Annotated in this window: 22 protein-coding genes and 1 tRNA gene; 14 read left to right on the forward strand and 9 right to left on the reverse strand. The window is 63.6% G+C overall.

Annotation, left to right across the window (positions count from 1 at the left end):
- The first annotated feature begins 47 nt into the window (after positions 1-47).
- From DOM56_RS09700 to DOM56_RS09735, 8 genes are all read left to right on the forward strand, one after another.
- Complete coding sequence (locus DOM56_RS09700) at positions 48-350, forward strand: urease subunit gamma (protein ID WP_110708571.1); 303 nt, start codon at positions 48-50, stop codon at positions 348-350.
- 129 nt (positions 351-479) lie between these two features.
- Positions 480-839, forward strand: coding sequence for an urease subunit beta (locus tag DOM56_RS09705; RefSeq protein ID WP_110708572.1), 360 nt, complete (start codon positions 480-482; stop codon positions 837-839).
- On the forward strand, positions 839-2,545 hold the full coding sequence (ureC, locus tag DOM56_RS09710; RefSeq protein ID WP_198655735.1) for an urease subunit alpha: 1,707 nt from the start codon (positions 839-841) through the stop codon (positions 2,543-2,545). Before DOM56_RS09705 ends, ureC begins: the two co-directional genes overlap by 1 nt.
- A gap of 92 nt (positions 2,546-2,637) precedes the next feature.
- Positions 2,638-3,234 (forward strand): urease accessory protein UreE, encoded by a 597-nt coding sequence (gene ureE, locus DOM56_RS09715; protein ID WP_110708573.1) that lies wholly within the window; start codon positions 2,638-2,640, stop codon positions 3,232-3,234.
- A gap of 6 nt (positions 3,235-3,240) precedes the next feature.
- Positions 3,241-3,924 (forward strand): urease accessory protein UreF, encoded by a 684-nt coding sequence (locus tag DOM56_RS09720; protein WP_110708574.1) that lies wholly within the window; start codon positions 3,241-3,243, stop codon positions 3,922-3,924.
- Positions 3,925-3,947: 23 nt separating this feature from the next.
- The gene (ureG, locus tag DOM56_RS09725) at positions 3,948-4,610 is read left to right on the forward strand and encodes an urease accessory protein UreG (RefSeq protein WP_110598278.1); all 663 of its coding nucleotides are present in this window, start codon (positions 3,948-3,950) and stop codon (positions 4,608-4,610) included.
- Between the two features lie 32 nt (positions 4,611-4,642).
- Positions 4,643-5,248 (forward strand): HupE/UreJ family protein, encoded by a 606-nt coding sequence (locus tag DOM56_RS09730; RefSeq protein WP_110708575.1) that lies wholly within the window; start codon positions 4,643-4,645, stop codon positions 5,246-5,248.
- Between the two features lie 131 nt (positions 5,249-5,379).
- A complete protein-coding gene (locus DOM56_RS09735; RefSeq protein WP_110598276.1) occupies positions 5,380-5,817 on the forward strand; it encodes a hypothetical protein in 438 nt (145 codons plus the stop codon).
- A gap of 138 nt (positions 5,818-5,955) precedes the next feature.
- Here DOM56_RS09735 and DOM56_RS09740 read toward each other — a convergent pair whose 3' ends face one another.
- The 4 genes from DOM56_RS09740 to DOM56_RS09755 form a co-directional block, all read right to left on the reverse strand.
- A complete protein-coding gene (locus DOM56_RS09740) occupies positions 5,956-6,780 on the reverse strand; it encodes a DUF1206 domain-containing protein (protein WP_110708576.1) in 825 nt (274 codons plus the stop codon).
- Between the two features lie 94 nt (positions 6,781-6,874).
- Positions 6,875-7,621 carry an amino acid ABC transporter ATP-binding protein gene (locus DOM56_RS09745; protein ID WP_110708577.1) on the reverse strand — a complete coding sequence of 249 codons (747 nt, stop codon included), beginning with the start codon at positions 7,619-7,621 and terminating at the stop codon, positions 6,875-6,877.
- Complete coding sequence (locus tag DOM56_RS09750) at positions 7,618-8,292, reverse strand: amino acid ABC transporter permease (protein ID WP_110598273.1); 675 nt, start codon at positions 8,290-8,292, stop codon at positions 7,618-7,620. The genes DOM56_RS09745 and DOM56_RS09750 overlap by 4 nt, the downstream gene beginning before the upstream one ends.
- Before the next feature lie 101 nt (positions 8,293-8,393).
- On the reverse strand, positions 8,394-9,146 hold the full coding sequence (locus tag DOM56_RS09755; protein WP_110708578.1) for an amino acid ABC transporter substrate-binding protein: 753 nt from the start codon (positions 9,144-9,146) through the stop codon (positions 8,394-8,396).
- A gap of 1,004 nt (positions 9,147-10,150) precedes the next feature.
- Here DOM56_RS09755 and DOM56_RS09760 point away from each other — a divergent pair.
- Positions 10,151-10,822: a hypothetical protein gene (locus DOM56_RS09760; RefSeq protein WP_110708579.1), complete on the forward strand. Its 672-nt coding sequence runs from the start codon at positions 10,151-10,153 to the stop codon at positions 10,820-10,822.
- Positions 10,823-10,959: 137 nt separating this feature from the next.
- On the opposite strand, the gene DOM56_RS09765 is transcribed toward DOM56_RS09760, so the two are convergent.
- A tRNA-Leu gene (locus tag DOM56_RS09765) sits at positions 10,960-11,044 on the reverse strand.
- A gap of 140 nt (positions 11,045-11,184) precedes the next feature.
- On the opposite strand from DOM56_RS09765, the gene DOM56_RS09770 reads away from it, so the two are divergent.
- From DOM56_RS09770 to DOM56_RS09790, 5 genes are all read left to right on the forward strand, one after another.
- A complete protein-coding gene (locus DOM56_RS09770; protein ID WP_232822239.1) occupies positions 11,185-11,940 on the forward strand; it encodes a ComF family protein in 756 nt (251 codons plus the stop codon).
- Positions 11,941-11,980: 40 nt separating this feature from the next.
- Entirely contained in the window at positions 11,981-12,967 is a 987-nt protein-coding gene (locus DOM56_RS09775) for a serine/threonine protein kinase (RefSeq protein WP_110708660.1), read from the forward strand.
- A 135-nt stretch (positions 12,968-13,102) separates the two neighbouring features.
- Positions 13,103-13,660: a GTP cyclohydrolase I FolE gene (gene folE / locus DOM56_RS09780; RefSeq protein WP_110598270.1), complete on the forward strand. Its 558-nt coding sequence runs from the start codon at positions 13,103-13,105 to the stop codon at positions 13,658-13,660.
- 68 nt (positions 13,661-13,728) lie between these two features.
- Positions 13,729-14,181: a hypothetical protein gene (locus tag DOM56_RS09785; RefSeq protein WP_110708580.1), complete on the forward strand. Its 453-nt coding sequence runs from the start codon at positions 13,729-13,731 to the stop codon at positions 14,179-14,181.
- 254 nt (positions 14,182-14,435) lie between these two features.
- The gene (locus tag DOM56_RS09790) at positions 14,436-15,905 is read left to right on the forward strand and encodes an NAD-dependent succinate-semialdehyde dehydrogenase (RefSeq protein ID WP_110708581.1); all 1,470 of its coding nucleotides are present in this window, start codon (positions 14,436-14,438) and stop codon (positions 15,903-15,905) included.
- Positions 15,906-16,000: 95 nt separating this feature from the next.
- Here DOM56_RS09790 and purH read toward each other — a convergent pair whose 3' ends face one another.
- The 4 genes from purH to prmA all read right to left on the reverse strand — a co-directional run bounded on the left by purH (position 16,001) and on the right by prmA (position 20,140).
- The gene (gene purH / locus DOM56_RS09795) at positions 16,001-17,602 is read right to left on the reverse strand and encodes a bifunctional phosphoribosylaminoimidazolecarboxamide formyltransferase/IMP cyclohydrolase (RefSeq protein WP_110708582.1); all 1,602 of its coding nucleotides are present in this window, start codon (positions 17,600-17,602) and stop codon (positions 16,001-16,003) included.
- 110 nt (positions 17,603-17,712) lie between these two features.
- Positions 17,713-17,958 carry a DNA-binding transcriptional regulator Fis gene (gene fis, locus DOM56_RS09800; RefSeq protein ID WP_110708583.1) on the reverse strand — a complete coding sequence of 82 codons (246 nt, stop codon included), beginning with the start codon at positions 17,956-17,958 and terminating at the stop codon, positions 17,713-17,715.
- A 59-nt stretch (positions 17,959-18,017) separates the two neighbouring features.
- A complete protein-coding gene (gene dusB / locus DOM56_RS09805) occupies positions 18,018-19,052 on the reverse strand; it encodes a tRNA dihydrouridine synthase DusB (RefSeq protein WP_110708584.1) in 1,035 nt (344 codons plus the stop codon).
- A 188-nt stretch (positions 19,053-19,240) separates the two neighbouring features.
- Positions 19,241-20,140 carry a 50S ribosomal protein L11 methyltransferase gene (gene prmA, locus DOM56_RS09810; protein ID WP_110708585.1) on the reverse strand — a complete coding sequence of 300 codons (900 nt, stop codon included), beginning with the start codon at positions 20,138-20,140 and terminating at the stop codon, positions 19,241-19,243.
- Between the last annotated feature and the right edge of the window lie 56 nt (positions 20,141-20,196).

The following is a 20,196-nucleotide window of genomic DNA, read 5'->3' on the forward strand; positions in this document are numbered from 1 at the left end:
GAAAGACCGAACTTTGAACAACGCGCAAGAGCCAGGGAGCCGTCGCGATGGAATTGACCCCGAGAGACAAAGACAAGCTGATGCTGTTCAGTGCCGCCCAACTGGCCGAGCGGCGGCGCGCCCGTGGGCTCAAGCTCAACTATCCGGAAGCGATGGCGCTGATCAGTTTCGAGATTCTGGAAGGCGCGCGGGATGGCAGGAGCGTGGCCGACCTGATGGGATATGGGCGCGAAATACTGACGCGGGAAGACGTCATGGACGGGGTGGCCGACATGATTCACGAGGTGCAGGTCGAAGCGACATTCCCGGACGGCACCAAACTCGTCACGGTTCACGATCCCATCGTCTGACGCGGCGCTTCCGGGCTGGGCAGTGTCGGCGCGGTTTCGCATGCTGCCGGTCGGCCAACGTCGACGGCCTTGCCATGAGCCGTCCGGGTGCCGTCCCGGCGAAGAACAATCGACAACAAGGGAAAATCGATGATTCCCGGTGAAACGCAGATTCAGGATGGCGAGATCGAGCTCAATGCGGGTCTCGAGACGATCACGCTGGCGGTGGCCAATACCGGTGACCGGCCGGTTCAGGTCGGCTCCCACTACCACTTCGCGGAGACCAACCCGGCGCTGGTTTTCGACCGCACCATCGCGCGTGGCTATCGTCTCGACGTGCCGGCCGGTTCGGCGATTCGCTTCGAGCCGGGCCAGAGTCGCGAGGTGACCCTGGTGCCCTATGCCGGCGCGCGTCGGATCTACGGTTTCCGCGGCGAGGTGATGGGGGCGCTGCCCACCGCCGCGCCAGGGGCGCCTGATGACAATGGCGATCAAGGGGGAACGAACTGATGGTGACGATTACCCGGCAGGCGTACGCGGACATGTACGGCCCCACCGTCGGCGATCGCGTGCGCCTGGGCGACACCGAACTGTGGATCGAGGTCGAGCGCGACGCGACGGTCTACGGCGACGAGGTCAAGTTCGGCGGTGGCAAGGTCATCCGGGACGGGATGGGCCAGAGCCAGCGCGTGGATGACAGTGTCATGGATACCGTCATCACCAATGCGCTGATCCTCGACTGGTGGGGGGTGGTGAAGGCGGATGTCGGCCTGCAGCAAGGCCGGATCGCCGCCATCGGCAAGGCCGGCAATCCGGACGTCCAGCCTGGCGTCGACATCGTCATCGGGCCGGGCACAGAGATCATCGCGGGGGAGGGCAAGATTCTCACCGCCGGCGGTATCGACGCGCACATCCACTTCATCTGTCCGCAGCAGGTCGAAGAAGCCTTGATGAGCGGCGTCACCACCATGCTCGGCGGCGGTACCGGTCCGGCGACTGGCACCAATGCCACCACCTGTACCCCCGGCGAGTGGCATCTCGCCAGGATGTTGCAGGCGATCGACACCCTGCCGATGAACATCGGCCTGCTCGGCAAGGGCAACGCCAGCCTGCCGGAGGCGCTGGAAGCGCAGATCGTCGCTGGAGCGATCGGGCTCAAGTTGCATGAGGACTGGGGCACGACGCCAGCCTCGATCGACAACTGCCTGAGCGTGGCGGAGCGCTACGACATCCAGGTCGCGATTCATACCGATACGCTCAACGAGTCCGGCTTCGTCGAGGATACGATCGCCGCGTTCAAGGAGCGCGGCATTCACACCTATCACACCGAAGGTGCCGGCGGCGGTCACGCCCCCGACATCATCACCGCCTGCTCGAAGGATTACGTGTTGCCGTCGTCGACCAATCCGACCCGGCCTTACACGGTCAATACCATCGACGAGCATCTCGACATGCTGATGGTGTGTCACCATCTCGATCCGAACATTCCGGAAGACGTGGCGTTTGCCGATTCCCGCATTCGTCGCGAGACCATCGCCGCCGAGGATATCCTTCACGACATGGGCGTGATCTCGATGATCTCGTCGGACTCCCAGGCAATGGGGCGGGTGGGAGAGGTGGTCTGCCGTACCTGGCAGACCGCACACAAGATGAAGGTGCAGCGCGGCCTGCTGCCGGAAGATGCGGCGCTGGGCGCGGACAACTTTCGCGCCCGCCGCTATATCGCCAAGTACACCATCAACCCGGCATTGACCCACGGCATCGCCCACGAGGTCGGCTCGGTGGAAGTCGGCAAACTGGCCGACCTGGTGCTGTGGAGCCCGGCGTTCTTCGGCGTCAAACCGGCGTTGATCGTCAAGGGCGGCATGATCGCGGCGGCGCCGATGGGCGATGCCAACGCGTCGATCCCCACACCGCAGCCGGTGCATTATCGGCCGATGTTCGGCGCCTTTGGCAAGGCGGCCAGCGCGACCCGCTTCAGCTTCGTCAGCCAGGCCGCGCTGGATGCCGGGATCAAGGAGCGCCTGGGTCTGGAGAGCATGCTGTCGGCGGTCAGGAACGTACGGGGCGTTCGCAAGTCGGACATGAAGCTCAACGACGCCTGTCCGCATCTGGAGGTCGATCCGCAAACCTACGAGGTGCGCGCCGACGGCGAACTCTTGACCTGTGAGCCGGCCTTCGAGTTACCGCTGGCCCAGCGTTATCATCTTTTTTGATTCGACTATTCATCCGCCGGCCGGGCTCGTTTTCGGTTATCTATGTCGAGGTCATCTCGAGTCCGGTAGCGGCCATCACGAGGCAGATAGACATGTGGAAATTGATTGAACGGCTGGAGGCGACGTCCGACGCTATCGCCATCGACAGCGTGACGTTGCCGTTCGAGCTGCGAATGCGCGGCCGACTCAAGGCGACCAGCGACCGGGGCCACGAGATCGGCATTTTCCTCGATCGCGGCCCGGTGCTGCGCGACGGGGCGTTACTGCGTGCCGAAAGCGGCGAGGTGATCGAAGTCCTCGCTGCCGCGGAACCGGTGGTGACGGCGAAGGTGCCGCTCGGGCTGGCATTGGCGAGGCTCTGCTATCACCTGGGCAATCGTCACGTTCAATTGGCGATCGGCACGGCCGGCGAGTGCGGCTGGGTGCGTTTTCCGCCGGATCATGTGCTGGAAACCCTGGCGGTAAGATTGGGAGCAACGCTCGAGCATCATCAGGCGCCGTTCGACCCCGAGCCGGGCGCGTATGCCGAGGGCGAGGGGGCTCGCCATGGACACGCCCACTCCCATGCTCACGGTCATTCCCACGGCCACGACCATCCCCACGATCACGACGCTGTCGGGAACCTCGGCCAGGTCTATGACTTCCAGCAGCATCTCTCGTACCGCCATGGCCACAAGCAGGAGCGTTGAGACTTGATGGCCGAGTCGACGCGCGACCCGCTGGCCCTGCTGGGGCTGATGCAACTGATCAGCCCGGCGCTGCCGATCGGCGCCTTCGCTTGGTCACAGGGGTTGGAGAGTGCCTTCGAGCTTGGCTGGGTATGTGACGAGGAGAGCCTCGGCGAGTGGTTGTCGGGTGTTCTCGACGATGGCCTGACATGTTGCGAGTTGCCGGTGCTGGGCAGGTTGCAGGGCGCCTGGAAAACCGGCGATCGCGAGACGCTGCAGGTCTGGAACGACTGGCTTCGGGCCAATCGGGAAACCCAGGAACTGGCGGACGAGGACGTGCGTCTGGGGCAGGCGCTCGCGCGTCTGCTGGGTGATCTTGAGCTGCTGCCCGAAGATGGCTGGCTGCCCCGGCGCCCGGCGTACGTCACCCTGTTTGCCTGGGTGGCCCATCGGCGAGGAGTCGGCATCGAGGATGCCCAGCTCGGCTTCGCATGGGCCTGGCTCGAGAACCAGCTGGCCGCCGCCTGCAAGGCGCTGCCGCTGGGCCAGACCGCGGCACAGCGGCTGGTCGAGCGGCTGCGACCCGAACTGGTGAGCGCCGTCGAGACCGCCAACCGGCTGCACGACGAGGCACTAGGTCCCATCCTGCCGGGGCTGGCCCTGGCGAGTGCGCTGCATGAAACACAGTATTCGCGTCTGTTTCGCAGTTGAGATATTGGAAGGAGAGGAAAGCGATGAAGCATTGTCTACGCGTGGGGGTCGGCGGGCCGGTGGGTTCCGGCAAGACGGCACTTCTCAAGCAGCTCTGTCTGGCGCTGCGGGAACACTACGATATCGCGGTGGTGACCAACGACATCTATACCCGGGAGGATGCCGACTTCCTGCTGCGTCACGATGCACTGGCCGCCGACCGTATCATCGGCGTGGAAACCGGCGGCTGTCCCCACACGGCGATCCGCGAGGATGCCTCGATGAATCTCGCGGCGATCGACGACCTGCACGCCCTCCATCCCGATCTGGAGCTGGTGTTGGTGGAGTCCGGTGGCGATAACCTGGCTGCCACTTTCAGTCCCGAGCTCTCGGATCTGACGCTCTACGTCATCGACGTCTCGGCTGGCGACAAGATCCCGCGCAAGGGCGGCCCCGGAATCACCAAGTCGGATCTGCTGATCATCAACAAGATCGACATCGCCGACTACGTCCATGCCTCCCTCGAAGTGATGGAGCGCGATGCCAAGAAGATGCGTGGCGAGCGTCCCTTCGTCTTCACCAACCTGCATGACGGGGTCGGTGTCGAGACCATCGTTCGTTTCATCCTCGACCGTGGAATGTTGCCGGAGCGGCGCGGAGAAGAACGACGTGCCATCCAGGACCAGCAACTGCTGACAGCCAACTGATCTCTCATCCGTTACCTGCAAGGAGATTCGTCATGACGGCATCCACTCCCCCGGCTCGTAGCCTGGCCTGGCTCTCCGCACCGCTCTTGCTGCTGGTCGGCTCGGCGGCCATGGCGCATCCCGGCGCGCTACCGCATACCCATGGCGGCAGCTTCCTGGCCGGGCTGATGCATCCGTTGACGGGGCTCGACCATCTGCTCGCCATGCTGGCAATCGGCTTGTGGAGCTGCCGCCAGTCCCCGGCGTTGTGCCGTGCCATGCCGCTGCTGATTGCCCTGGGCATGATCGCGGGGGCGGGACTGGCCTGGGCCGGCGTGCCGCTGCTCGGCGTCGAATTCGGCATCGCCTCCAGCGTCCTGCTGGCGGGCGTGATGCTGGCCTGTCTGGTCAAGCTGCCCACCACGGTTGGTGGCACCCTGGTCTTTGCCTTCATTCTGCTGCATGGACATGCTCACGGCAGCGAGCTGGCGCCCGGGGCATCGGCACTGCTCTACGCCGTTGGCTTCGTCATCGCCAGCGTCGCTATCACGCTGGTCGGCCGTCTGGTCGGCAACTGGCTGATGCAGCGTGACAGCCGCTGGCTTCGCGGTATCGGTGCCGTCATTGCCGCTGCGGGTGGGGCGCTGTTGTTGGGGTGAGAGCGCAAGGGGCACTGCATCCGTTTCCAGAACAGCGGCGTATACAGGGATAGACGGCCACAACCGTCATGTTAGGGAAGACCCAGGAGCGCGACGCCGCGTTCGATCATGGAAACCCGCAGGAGCCCCTTATGAAAATCTCCATCCGTCACCGTTTCGGTATCGCTACCGGTTTGATGTTGGCCGTGTTGAGCGGTGCAGCCATGGCCCAGACCGCCATGGACGATAGCGCGCCCAACAGCAGCAGCGATCAGATGGGAATGGCAAGCAAGGACAGCACCAATCGCGATGCGATGGTGAACGGCATGCCGTCATCACCGCATAAGTCCGCCCATGGTTCTTCCATGGATGACAGTGCACCCAACAGCAGCAGCGATCAGATGGGAATGGCGAGCAAGGACAGCGCCAATCGTGACGGGATGGTGAAAGGCATGCCCCGTCGAGGCGACGCTGCCCCCATGTCTCCGACGATGGACAACAGTGCCCCCTTGAGTGGCAGCGATCAGGATGGCGCCGCTGGCAAGGACTCTGTCAATCGCCAACCTCTCAATACGGGGCCAGCTCAATAAGCGGGAACCAGAGTTCGTGCGATGACCCCCGTCTCGTTCTCTCGAGATAGGTTTATCGATCGTTTGAGACCGCCACGGCGGTCTTTTTTATGCGTCGCTGTTGGTGGCTCGCCGGCCCTCGGTCCGGCGGCGGGTTGGTCAGGTTCCGCTCAGTGGGTGCCTGACCCGACGATAGCCGGCATTGATGAAGCAGTAGCCACCGTACGCCATCAGGCCGACCGCGGCACCGCCCAGAAGCCAGTCGCCGAAGGGTTGGTGAGCCAGCAGGTTCAGTGCGGCGCCCAGGCCTTGGGCATCACTGGGCGACAGGCGCCAGGCCGCCAGAGCGATCAGACTGCCTATCAGGAGGAATGTGACGCCTCGGGCCGCGAGACCGAGACGCGCGATCGCCTCGAGCAGCGGCAGTGGTGGGTTGGGCCGGCTGTCCAGGTGCCAGTTCTTGCGATAGGAACGCCGCCAGGCGCGCACCATCTGGTGGATGCCGACGCCGATGAAGACGACGCCGAGCATGACCAGTAACCAGCGGCCGCCGGGAATGCCCAGGACCCGTTCGGTACTCTCGGAGGTCCCGCCGCCCTGGGCCTGGGCCAGGCTCTGAAAGACCAGAGTGGCACACTGCCAGGCCAGCGTGGCATACAAGCCGCCGCTGACCGCGAACCCCAGACGTTGTATCCATCCCTGCCAGTCGTTGCCCTTGCGCTCCGTGTCCCAGATCGCCTGAGCCAGGCGCCACAACACATAGGCGACGAGTCCCAGCCCCAGCAGCGCCAGTAGCGCACGCCCGAACGGCCACAGCGCGATCTTGCGAATGACGTCCGAGGCGCCGCTCTCGCTGCCCCCCAAGCCTATCGCCGTCAGTAGCGCCAGCCAGCCGATGGTGAGGTAGATCATGCCCTTGGCGACATAGCCTGCCGAAGCCGTGTGTCGCAATCCATCCCGTAGGCTAACGTGGTTTCGCTTCATGCTGTTCCTTGTGATTGGCCGGATACTAGCCTAGAAGAGAAAGCGATTTCGCGACACGTCGCCAGAGGGGAAATCGTTGCCCGGGGCGGGTCGGTCAGCTCTTGTTTGCCGCCAGGATCTTGCGCAGGAACTGCTGGGTGCGCTCGTCCTTGGGGTGGCTGAACAGCTCCGAGGGAGGCGCCTGCTCGATGATGCCGCCCTGATCCATGAACACTACCCGATCGGCGACCTCGCGAGCGAACTGCATCTCGTGAGTGACGACGATCATTGTCTGGTGCTCGGCCGCAAGCTGTTTCATCAGCCCGAGCACTTCTTCCACCCACTGCGGGTCCAGCGAGGATGTCGGTTCGTCGAACAGGATGACCTCGGCATTGGCGGCCATGGCCCGGCCGATGCCCACGCGCTGCTGCTGTCCGCCGGAGAGCGCGGCGGGGTAGGCGTCGGCCTTGTCGGCCAGCCCGATGCGTCCGAGAATCTCCCTTGCCCTGGCGTACGCCTCGCGCTTGGCGATGCCATCGACCACGATCATGCCTTCGGCAATGTTCTGGAGGGCGGTCTTGTTGGCGAAGAGAGCATAGTTCTGGAATACGAAGGCGGTACGCCGCCGCAGGGCGAGGATCTGGTCACGCGTCGCGGTCGTGGCATCGAGCCTGAGATCGCCGACGGTCAGTTGGCCGGCATCGGGCGTCTCCAGGAAATTGATGCAGCGCAGCAGCGTGGACTTGCCGGTACCCGAGGGACCGACGATCACGATGATCTCGCCACGCTCGAGCTGAAGATCGACATCGTCGAAGACGATGTGACTGCCAAACTGCTTGCGGATGCCCTTGAGTTCTATCATCGCTGATACGCCCGGTTGAGTCGTTGTTCCAGCCATTTCTGGACCCAGGAAAGTGCCTCGACCACGATCCAGTAGATGACTGCCACGACCAGAAAGGCCTCGAAGTAGAGAAAGCTGCCAGCGGCTTCCTTCTGGGTGGCACCCATCAGCTCGGTGACGCCGAGCGTGAAGGCCAGCGAGGTCGACTTGATCATGTCGATGAAATAGTTCATCAACGTCGGCGTTGCCACCCGGGTCGCCTGGGGCAACACGATGCGACGCATCAGTTGCGCCCGGGTCATGCCGATCGATAGCGCGGCTTCGGTCTGGCTACGATCGATCCCCACGATGGCGGCACGGATCGACTCCGCCATGTAGGCCGAAAAGTGGAGCGTCAGTCCGAGAATGGTGGCGGTAACGCCGTTGATCGCGACGAGGAACGTCAAGACCTGTGGTAGCCCGTAATAGAACAGGAACAGTTGCACCAGCAGCGGCGTACCGCGGAAAAACGAGATGAACAGCAGTGCGAAGGCGTTGAGGCCCGGCACGCGACTGACCCGGATGACCGCCAGTAGGCAGGCGAGCACCAGCGCACAGGCCATGCCGGCCGCCGCCATCTCCAGCGTCAGTGGCAGGTAACTGAGAAGAATGGGCACCAGGCCCAGCATGTAGTCGATATCGAGTGCGTGCATGACGTTTGGCTCAGGGCTGGGCGCTCCGCGTTTGGCGAGCTCGGATAACGGAAAGGCCCATGACGCCTGTCGGCGTCATGGGCCATCACTGTGAGCATTGATCAGGGCTGGGTAATGTCGCTGCCGAACCACTTCTCTGAAATGTCTCTCAGCTGGCCGCTATCACGCAGTTGCGCGAGTGCGTCGTTGATACGTTTCTGGAGAGCCTCGCCGTCCGCGTCGTCGCGGAACGGATAGGCGTTCTCGATCCGAGAGAAGGGCTGTCCGGCCAGTTGCAGCGGCAACGGCTTGTCCTTGATCACCTGGGTAGCGCTGACACGGTCCATGACGAAGGCATCGGCGCGGCCCAGGGCGACGTCCTGTTCGATGTTGGAGTCGTACGTCTTGATGTTGATCTCATCGGCGTATGGCAGTTCGTTCAGCAACTGCTCATAGTTGGAACCGAGGTTCACCGCCACCGTCTTGCCCTTGAGATCCTCCACCCCATGGATGGCGTCGTTGCCCTTGCGAACCACCACCTGGGCGCCGTCGTAGACGTAGGGCTGGCTAAAAAGATACTTCTTCTGGCGCTCCGGCGTAATGGTGATCTGGTTGGCGATGGTATCGATGCGGTTGGAGTCCAGCATGCCCGCCAGACCGGAAAAGCTGGCCGTGACGAACTCGACGTCGTCGCCGGTGATCTCGCCGATCGCATTCATGAGATCGACCTCGAACCCCTTGAGTTGATCGTGCTCGACGTAGGTGAAAGGGTAGTAGCCTCCCGACATGCCCACTCTCAAGGTATCCGCCTGTGCCAGGGTTGCACCGGTTAGCCCCAGCGCGAGAGACAGTGTGGCCAGCCGAAGAGACGCCATTGAAATCGATCGTATTGTCATGAGCGAAAAGATTCCCGGAGAAAGTGGTGAGGGGAGCCGGCTTTGCACGCGCCGGATTTGGCAACAGGATAGCCCAGTTTCGAAATTGGTAATAAGAAAAATAATTTATATATCCTTTTGTTTTACGCTATCGCTGGATTCCGGGAACCGCACCCATCGACGGATGGCGCGTTCGTGGAAGGCGCAGTGAGCTGGATCCCGCTCGGTGAACGAGATCAATCTATACTTGGCTTTGCCGTTTGTACTGTATTGATCTAACATTTGCGCGATTCTTTCTGTGAAGGCTGCCGCAGGGACGTGACCAAGGGATGTGCGCTTCGCGTTGGTTAGTGGCAGGGGCCAGGGAACGAGCCGACAGGCTCAGGAGCGCGGAAAGTTTCGGCGCATGACCGTCAGCGATGTCATGCGGCCTCTTTCGCCTCCGGCGTTGGGGTTCATGGCGCAGGGGGTAAGTGTCTCGGGGAAGCCGGCGTCCTTCCGTCGGTTTCCCCCCCTCGATATCAGCCGATTGTTTCTTTCGCTGCGTGGCCCGCAGGACGCCATGCGGGGCCCTTCCGCATGCCCGCTTCCAGAATCATCACCTTCACCCGGAATGGGCTCTATTTGAAAAAGCTTGACGGGTCGACAACTCTTGTATAACTTTGAGTTCGTTAGCTGACTTACCGCACCCAAGGATGGGTGGAAGGATGCAGAGGTAAGTCGGAGTCGCAGTCAAGGACGACTGTCAGCCCGTTGGATTCAGGAAGATGAAGACAGGGCTCAAGCATTACCGTGAACTCGCTCCGTCAGGATGACGAAGACAGGGCAGGATGCCTGGGTTCGGCGGTTGACTTAAAGGCGGGCCGAGAGGCCCGCCTTTCGTGTTTCTGGCTCACTGGTCAAATCGCCGGCGCTGGCGCCACAAACTGGGTTATATCGCCGGCCAGGTTTCTCGCCTACATTGTCGCCTTTGCGATCCCAGCAGGCAGGAGCCGATCCCGACCATGGAGTGGTTGTCGGAACACAGCAAGGCGATAACCGCCGTCACCAGCATATTGACGCTGTTCGTGTGGTTCTTCTACGCCCAGATCCTCTATCGGAACTTTGCCCGGACCCGGCGTCCTCGCATCATCATCAATCGCGGCCATGGCAACGATCTGACGTCGCTGTGCCTGATCAGCAACATGAGTTCCGAGCCGATCTTTCTCGAACACATCATCGCGACGCTACACACCAGTCGAGGATCATTGACCCAGGACATGATCGACTGTGAAGGCGATCATCACTCGGATGACCAGGCGTCGCCAGGCCCATCGGGTACGGACTCCGGTGAAGGAGGGGATAGGTTGGAGTCGAGCCAGGGCCCCATGTCGTGCGGAAGCTTCAGCCACGTCGGCACCTTCGAGACCATCTTGCAGCGCTTGTGCAGGACCCACGACCTGACGCTCGAGCACAATCGCCCCACGGACGATATCGTTTTTCACTTTCTCGATATTCGTGTCGTCGCGATCTACGGCAGTGAAGACCATCCGATCGGAGCCGAGCGTCGCTTCCGTCTTCACATGACGGACGACAAGGCCTGCACGCTGGCTCCCGTCTCGGTCGATACCAAACGCTACGCCAGTCGGCTTCAGCGGTGGCGCGTCAGGCAGTGGGTCCGTCGACTCGACGGCTGAGTCGTTGCTGGTACTTCGAGGGCGACCGATCGCGCGCTGCCGCAACGGCGTATGTGTTCACCGCGCCATCCTGGCCGAGCCGGGATCGGATAGAACCCGTTTGGAAAATATAAGCTATTGATTTTGAGGGTATTCGATGGTGCGGATGGGGAGACTCGAACTCCCACACCTTTCGGCACTAGAACCTAAATCTAGCGTGTCTACCAATTCCACCACATCCGCATTCTGACAGGCGCGCTCATTGTACTGTCGCCTTGATCGATGTCAATCGTTGCGCCCTGAGCATCGCTCGGCGTCCGCCGATCACTTCAGTTTTCTTCGCCGCGGTCGACAGGTTGATTGAACGGGGCGAGGAAACGTCGATGCTGCGATGTCTGGAAATCATGTGGCCGCTGACCCGCAAGTCACTGGGCGGGATCGGCGCGCAATTGAAGAGAGCGCTGCCGGGGTATTGCGCCTTCTGCAGTGCCGCCGCCGAAGAGGGGCTGCCCTGGTGCTCCGACTGCTTCTCTGACATGCCCTGGAATCAGGGCGCCTGTGAACTCTGCGCCGAGCCGCTGCCGAACGCGCACGCCGGGACGCTTCGTCCGCGCCAGTGTGGGCGATGCCTGAAACGTCGGCCGCAGCAGACCTCGTCATGGGTGCCGCTGCGTTACGAGTCGCGGGTGACGCGTCTGGTCCGGCGCTACAAGTTCGCGGCGGACCCGCGGGCAGGGGAGGTGTTGGTACAACTGATGCTGGCATCGCTGGATCGAGCTCCCGAGCTGGGAAGCGCCATGATCGGTGTGCCGGGTCAGCATGAGCGCACGCGGCAGCGAGGGTTCGACCACACCGCCTGGTTGACCGGACGCCTGGCGGCACGATTGGCGCTACCGGTCATCGCGGCCGAGCGGATTCGGGAGGTGCCCTCTCAGCGGGGATTGGATCGACTCTCCCGGCGACGCAACGTGACGCGCGCGTTCGTCATCAATCGATCGTTGCCGGCCGCGGTCACGATCGTCGACGATGTCATGACGACCGGCGCCACGCTAGATTCGCTGGCCAGTGCCTGTCGAGATGCCGGTGCCGAGAGGATCACGGCGCTGGCTTTCGCACGTACCCCGTCGGCGCGAATCTGATAGCATGCGCGCAAGCCTGCCGCTGCTAGCCGAGGTTCGTATGAGCGCTGATTCCCTGCATCCGTTCGAGAGGCTGACGCCACAGCTCGTGGTCGAGGCCGTCGAGTCTCTCGGGCTCTGGTTGCCCGGCGAGCCGTTCGCCCTCAACAGCTACGAGAACCGGGTCTATTCGCTGACCGATGACGACCGCCGGCGCTGGGTGGTGAAATTCTACCGGCCAGCGCGCTGGAGCGATGAGCAGATTCTCGAAGAGCACGCTTTCCTCCTGGCGCTCGCGGCGGCGTCGGTCTCGGTCGGCGCCCCCTGGGAGAGCGCCGAGGGCAAGACGCTGCACTATTTCGAGGGTTTTCGCTTCGCGCTGTTTGCGCATGTGGTCGGCCAGGCGCCGGAGCTCGATAATCCTTCCCATCTATTTGCGCTCGGCGAGCTGATTGGTCAGGTCCACGAGATCGGTGCCCGCGAACCCTTCCGCCACCGGCGTCGGCTCGACCTGAACGCCATGGTCGACGAAAGCCGGCGCTGTGTCCTCGAGGCTCGCTGGCTGGATACACGCCAGCGGCGCCTCTATGGCCAGGTCATCGACGCCCTGGTACCGCTGATGACGGACCACGCCTGGCCCGATAGCGCGCTCCAGCGCGTTCACGGCGATTGCCACCTCGGCAACATGCTGGGCCGGGACGAACGGTTCGCTCTGGTCGACTTCGACGACTGTCTGATGGCACCGGCGGTGCAGGATCTCTGGATGCTGCTGACCGCTCAGTCGCCGGGGGAGTGGCAGATGCAACTGTCCGAGATCATCGAAGGCTACGAGATGAGCCGGGAGTTCGATCGGCGCCAGCTCGACTGGATCGAGACCCTGCGCACGCTGCGCCTGATTCGCCACAGCGCCTGGGTGACGGCGCGCTGGGAGGATCCCGCCTTTCCCCGGGCGTTTCCCTACGTTGCCGAGAGCGGATACTGGGATCAGCACATCCGCCATCTGGAGCAGCAGCGTGTGACACTCGATTCGCCGCGCTGGCTCGCCTGAACCGGTCATTAGTCGGTGCCGAGATAGTGGTGTCGGTGCAGTTTCGCTAGAATCGGCCCTCACCGAGAGTGAGGCCGGGGGCGGTCGCGGCGGCGAGCGCGTTCGATCGATGATAACGATAGACAAGGCAGCAACATGACAGAGCAACTGGCAGGCCATTATCACGGTATTCTGGAAAAGCTGGGGGAAGACCCCCAGCGTGAAGGCCTGCGCGACACCCCGATGCGTGCCGCCAAGGCGATGCAGTTCTTGACCCAGGGTTATAGTCAATCGCTGGATGAATTGGTCAACGGTGCCGTTTTCGCGTCCGACACGGACGAAATGGTGCTGGTGAAGGACATCGAGATGTACTCGATGTGCGAGCATCACGTGCTGCCTTTCATCGGCAAGTGCCATATTGCCTACCTGCCCCAGGGCAAAGTGCTGGGGCTGTCGAAATTCGCGCGAATCGTCGACATGTACGCGCGTCGCCTGCAGATTCAGGAACATCTGACCCGACAGATCGCGGAAGCGGTGATGCAGGTGACCCAGGCGCGCGGTGTCGGCGTGGTGATCGAGGCCCAGCACATGTGCATGATGATGCGAGGGGTCGAAAAGCAGAACTCCAGCATGAAGACCTCGGTGATGTTGGGTAGCTTTCGCAAGAATCAGACCACGCGCCAGGAGTTCCTGATGCTGGTCAACGGCCGCTGAGAAATGGACTGCCTGAGCCCGGGCGGGCTCCCGGCAACCGGTTCCTTATGGATAGCAAGGACAGCAGGATGGACGGTCGTCTTTCCCATTTCGACGATGAAGCGCAGCTCGGAGAGATCGAGTCCAGCGATGGCAAGCGCTACCCCTTCGACTTCTCCCAATGGCGCGGTCGTGGCCTGCCGAGCGCCGGAACGCCGGTGCGCTTCGAACTCCGCGACGGTCGGGCCATTCAGGTGTTCAATCACCCCGAGGCCCAGCGACGCGCCAGCACCATCCGTGGCGTTGACGGCAAGACCCGGCGCAAGGTGCTTTCGCACTGGGCGCTGGCCGCTTTCGTGGTGGCCGTCGCCGGCGCGAGTGCGGGGCGCTATGCGCCGGTGGTGGAAGCGGTGGCGATCGTGCTGGCGTGGCTGGGCCTGCGCCACGTGCATCGCGAACCCCAGCGCCTGACCGGGCAGTGGCTGAACGGTATCGCCATCGTGGTGGCCGTAGGCGTGACACTGTGGTCCCAGTGGTGGTGAGCGCGCTCGCTTCGCGTTGGTGACTGGCATCCGGCGTTGGCACGGCTCGCCCCGACGCTCGGCAACGAGAGGGCGTGAATGTGACTGGCACGAGTGCCGTTAACGCGCCATCCTGTCCAGTACAACCGTGGCGGCTGGCTCGTTTTCACCGGCGCCAGCCAGGACCGACCGCGTGGCACGCCGTTCCGTGGCGACGGTCGGGCGGATAGGGGGCGTGCCCGCTATCGGCAAGCACATCCAGGAAGGAGTGAATCATGCAATCCGTTAAAGAGAGTGCGCTGTTCAGGCCCTTTGCCTACATCGACGGCAACTGGGTCGCTGCCGACAGCGGCGAGCAGATCGATGTCGACAATCCTGCCAACGGCGAGATTCTCGGGCGCATGCCGCGCCTGGGGAGAGCTGAGACCGAGCGCGCCATCGAGGCCGCCGAGGCGGCACTGCCGGGCTGGCGCAATCACACGGCGCTGGAGCGTGCCGATATCCTGATGAAGTGGTACGAGCTGATGCTCGAGCACAAGGATGAGCTGGCTGCGATCATGACCGCCGAGCAGGGCAAGCCGGTCAAGGAGGCGGCGGGCGAGATCGTCTACGCTGCGAGCTTCATGCGCTGGTTCGCCGAAGAGGCTCGCCGTATCTATGGCGACACCATTCCAGCCGCCAACACCCGGCAGCGGATCGTTGTCACCAAGCAGCCGGTGGGCGTCGTCGGCGCCATCACGCCGTGGAACTTCCCCTCGTCGATGATCACCCGCAAGGCCGCCGCCGCGCTGGCGGCCGGCTGCACCATCGTGATCAAGCCTGCCAGCCAGACCCCGTTCTCGGCGACAGCGCTGGCCGCGTTGGCCGAACAGGCCGGTGTGCCGCGTGGCGTCTTCAACGTCGTGCCGGGCAAGGCCAGCGAGATCGCCAAGGCAATGACCGAGTCGTCCGTGGTGCGCAAGGTCACCTTTACCGGCTCCACCGAGGTCGGGAGTTCATTGATGGCCGGTGCTGCCCAGCATATCCAGAAGATTTCGCTGGAGCTCGGCGGCAATGCACCGTTCCTGGTGTTCGAGGACGCCGACCTGGACGCCGCGGTCGAAGGCGCCATCGCCTCCAAGTTCCGCAATGCCGGCCAGACCTGCGTCTGCACCAACCGCTTCCTGGTCCAGTCCAGCGTGATCAACGCCTTCAGCGAGAAGCTCGCGGCGGCGATGAACAGTGAACTGAAGGTCGGAGACGGTTTCGAGGAAGGGATCAATATCGGGCCGCTGATCGATGAGGATGCGGTGGCCAAAGTGAGTGAGCACGTCAAGGATGCCACTGACAAAGGCGCCCAGTTGCTGCTCGGCGGCCACGAACACTCCCTCGGCGGGCGCTTCTTCTCGCCCACGCTGATCAGCCACGCCACGCCGGAGATGAAGGTGGCGCGCGAGGAGACGTTCGGCCCGCTGGCGGCGGTGTTCCCGTTCGAGACCGAGGAGGAGGCCGTGCGGCTAGCCAACGACACCCAGTTCGGGCTGGCGTCCTATTTCTACTCGAAGGATCTGGGGCGCGTATGGCGGGTCGCCGAGGCGCTCGAGTACGGCATGGTCGGCATCAACACCGGGCTGATCTCCAACGCTAGCGCGCCTTTCGGCGGCGTCAAGGCATCCGGGCTGGGCCGCGAAGGCTCCAAGTACGGGCTCGACGAGTATCTCGAGACAAAGTATCTCTGCATCGATCTGGGCGAACAGCCAGACTGAGCTTCGAGCTTTTCCAGCTTCGAACGAAGAACGCCAGCGACAATGTCGCTGGCGTTCTTCTTTTTGCGGTCAGGCTGTTTTCCGCGGTTCGCGGCTCAGTGCCGGAAGTGGCGCATACCGGTGAACACCATCGCGATGCCTGCCTCGTTGGCCGCGGCAATCACTTCCTCGTCGCGCATCGATCCACCGGGCTGGATGACGGCAGTGATGCCGGCGGCGGCGGCGTTGTCCAGGCCGTCGCGGAAGGGGAAGAACGCATCCGATGCCATGACCGAGCCGGTCACTGCCAGGCCCGCCTGCTCGGCCTTGATGGCCGCGATACGCGCTGAATTGACGCGGCTCATCTGGCCGGCGCCAACGCCCACGGTCTGGCGGTTCCTGGCGTAGACGATCGCATTGGACTTGACGAACTTGGCGACTTTCCAGGCGAACACCAGGTCATTCAGCTCCTGTTCGGTGGGGGCGCGCCGGGTGACGACCTTGAGGTCATCCGCACCGATCATGCCGGTATCGCGGCTCTGTACCAGGAGACCGCCGTTGACGCGCTTGTAGTCCCATCCGTCGCCAGTCTTCGCGGGCAGCTCCCCGCACTCGAGCAGGCGCACATTGGTCTTGCTGGCGACTGCCTCGCGGGCCTCGGCAGAGATGCGCGGTGCGATGATCACCTCGACGAACTGGCGGGCGACGATGGCGCTGGCGGTATCGCCATCCAGCTCCCGGTTGAAGGCGATGATGCCGCCGAAAGCGGATTCGCTGTCGGTCTCGAAGGCCAGGTCGTAGGCCTTGCGGATACCACCCTCGTCTTCCGGAACCACCGCCACGCCGCACGGGTTGGCGTGCTTGACGATCACGCAGGCTGGTTTGGTGAACGACTTGACGCACTCCAGCGCGGCGTCGGTATCGGCGACATTGTTGAAGGAGAGCGCCTTGCCCTGGAGCTGGCTGGCGGTGGCGATGCTGGCCTCGCTGCTCTCCGGCTCGACGTAGAAGGCCGCCTTCTGATGCGGGTTCTCGCCGTAGCGCATGCCCTGCTTCTTGGTGAACTGCATCGACAGCGTGCGCGGGAAGTCGGGCTCGCCGCTGCCCACCCGCTGGCCGAAATAGTTGGCGATGGCGGCGTCGTAGGCGGCGGTGTGCTCGAACGCCTTGATCGCCAGGTCGAAGCGGGTCTTGTGGCTGACGCCGCCGTCGTGGCTGGCCATGTCCTTCAGCACCCGCGAATAGTCCTCGGCGCTGACCACGATCGTGGTGTGCTCGTGGTTCTTGGCGCAAGCCCGAACCATCGTCGGTCCGCCGATGTCGATGTTCTCGACGGCGTCCTCCAGGGTGCAGTCCGGATTGGCAACCGTCTGCGTGAAGGGGTAGAGGTTGACGACCACCATGTCGATCGGGTCGATGCCGTGCTCCGCCATGACCGCGTCATCCTGGCCGCGACGTCCGAGAATGCCGCCGTGAATCTTGGGATGCAGCGTCTTGACGCGCCCATCCATGATCTCCGGAAAGCCGGTGTGCTCGGAGACTTCGATGACCGCGATACCATTCTCGTGCAGCAGGCGATAGGTACCGCCGGTCGACAGCAGCTCGACGCCGAGCGAGGTCAGCTCGCGAGCGAATTCGACGAGGCCGGTCTTGTCGGACACGCTGAGCAGGGCGCGACGGACGGCGCGGGGGGCGGTAGAAGCAGGGGGTTGAGACATGCCAGTCCACTCTTGTGCGATGAGACGGCAAGCGCAGCCAGGAGACTCTCGAGTCGGCGGCGGCGTCGCGCGTCCAGGTGGCGCTTCGCTCGGGCGAAGCGAGAGAGAATTTACATCAGATCGTACTGCTTGAGCTTCTTGCGCAACGTGCCGCGATTGAGACCGAGCAGCTCGGCGGCTCGGGTCTGATTGCCTTCGACGTTGCGCATCACGACTTCGAGGAGCGGTGCCTCGACCTCCGCCAGCACCATCCCGTAGAGGTTGGATACGGATTCACCCTCAAGATGGGAGAAGTAGCGCTCCATGACACGCTCGACGCACTCTCGAAGAGTCGTGTGAGATAGCGCGTCGGGCATCTGGAGGGAGTCGGCCTCCGAGGTTGACTCACCATCGAGAGCTAAAGGTTGCCGGCTATTCATGCTGCGTGGATTCCGTTACCGATCGCGGCGGCGTCACCGCGAAAGAGTTCATGAAGAAACTCGAATTGTTGTTCGACCTGCTCGAGACGATTGAAACGGGAGCGGTATGCCCGGCTGGGATCGTGCGAGGCGAGATACCAGCCGACGTGCTTGCGAGCCACCCGGACGCCGAGATAGTCGCCATAGTGCTCGTGCAGCGCACGCAGGTGGCGCCCCATGGTGCTGGCGATCTCGTCCGCGCTCGGTGGAGCGTGCTCACGGCCGGTACGCAGGTAGTGCTCGATCTCCCGAAACAGCCACGGATTGCCCTGGGCACCGCGCCCGACCATCACGGCATCGGCACCGGTGTAGGCGAGCACTTCGGCAGCGCGCTGCGGTGTGGTCACGTCGCCGTTGGCGAAGACCGGTATCGATACGCGCTGCTTGATCGCGGCAATGGTGTCGTACTCCGCGGCGCCGGTATAGCGCTGCTCGCGGGTCCGGCCATGGACGGCCAGGGCCGCGATGCCGGCGTCCTCGGCGAGGCTGGCGACGCGCTCCGCATTGCGGGTCTCGGCACACCAGCCGGTGCGAATCTTCAGCGTGACCGGGATGTCCACCGCCGCGACCACGGCCCCGAGGATATCGGCTACCAGGCGTTCGTCCCGCAGCAGCGCGGATCCCGCCGCCTTGTTGCAGACCTTCTTGGCCGGGCAACCCATGTTGATGTCGATGATTTCGGCGCCGGCTTCGGCATTGAGCCGTGCTGCTTCGGCAAGCATCTGCGGGTCGCCGCCGGCGATCTGCACCGATCTCGGCCCCGGCTCGCCGCGATGGATCATGCGCTGCCGGGATTTCCGGGTATGCCAGAGCCGGCTGTCGGCGGTGACCATTTCGGACACCACGAGACCTGCGCCCAGTTCGCGACAAAGCTGGCGAAAAGGGCGGTCGGTCACCCCGGCCATGGGGGCCAGGATCACGCGATTGGGTAGCGTGTGATGGCCGATGCGGGGTAACGGGCGATCGGTCTGCGGTGACACGGAATCACGCATCGTTACAGGGGCTCAGGCAAAACGGGGAGGCTATGATACCGGTCACCCCGGGTTTGTTGAAGCGCTGTTTGCCGACTCACGACCTAAGCCGCAAAGCGCGCCGGGAGTGTATGAACGGCGTTCAGGTCAGGCCGCCCGGGCATGAAATCGGGCAGCGAGCGGCCTGCGACGGACCGGACGAGCGGCGTTCAGGCCGCGCGATGTCCAGTGAGCAGAACCCAGCCTTCCCGCTCGCGGGGCTCGTCCATCGACAGGCCCTGGGCCCGGTAGGCGTCCAGCACGGTATCCGCCTGGGTGGCCAGAATGCCGGAGAGGGCCAGGTGGCCACCGGATTTGACCCGCTCGGCGATCGTTGCCGCCATGTCGACCAGGGGGCCGGCGAGGATGTTGGCGACGACCACGTCGAACTGGCCCTGTCCGATCCTTTCCGGATAGTCCAGGATCAGGCGGGACTCATCGATTTGGTTGCGTTCGGCGTTGTCCCGGCTCGCCTGCAGCGCCTGCGGGTCGATATCGACACCGACGGCGGTGTCGGCACCGAGCTTGAGCGCGGCGATCGCCAGAATGCCGGAACCGCAGCCGTAATCCAGCACCTGTCGCTGTGCGAAATCCTGAGCGTCGAGCCAGCCGAGGCAGAGCGCCGTGGTGGGGTGCGTACCGGTGCCGAAAGCGAGGCCGGGATCGAGCAGCAGGTTGACGGCCTCGGGATCCGGGGCCTGGTGCCAACTGGGCACGATCCACAACCGGTGACCCATTTGCAGGGGCTCGAAGCCATCCATCCACTCACGCTCCCAGTCGCGATCGGCCAACAGCTCGTACTCGATCTGCGGGGCGGGGTCGTCGGGAGATCCCTCGGACCAGGCTCGCTGGACACGCTCGATCATCGCCTCGACGCCGGGAAGATCGTCGTAGAGGCCGGTCAGCACGGTCTCGCGCCATAGCGGCGTGGTTCCTCGGTCGGGCTCGAAGAGCGGCTCGTCGTGAGCATCCTGCAGGGTGATCGCGCTGGCACCCTCGGCTAGCAGCAGCTCTTCCAGCCACTCGGCCTGCTCGGGGACAATGGATGCCTTGAGTTGTAGCCACGCCATGGGTCGCTCTCCGGAATGATGGTGGTGACGAAAACGGGGCGGGCTATCGCTGGATA

Source organism: Salinicola sp. CR57 (assembly GCF_003206585.1).
GTDB lineage: Bacteria > Pseudomonadota > Gammaproteobacteria > Pseudomonadales > Halomonadaceae > Salinicola > Salinicola lusitanus.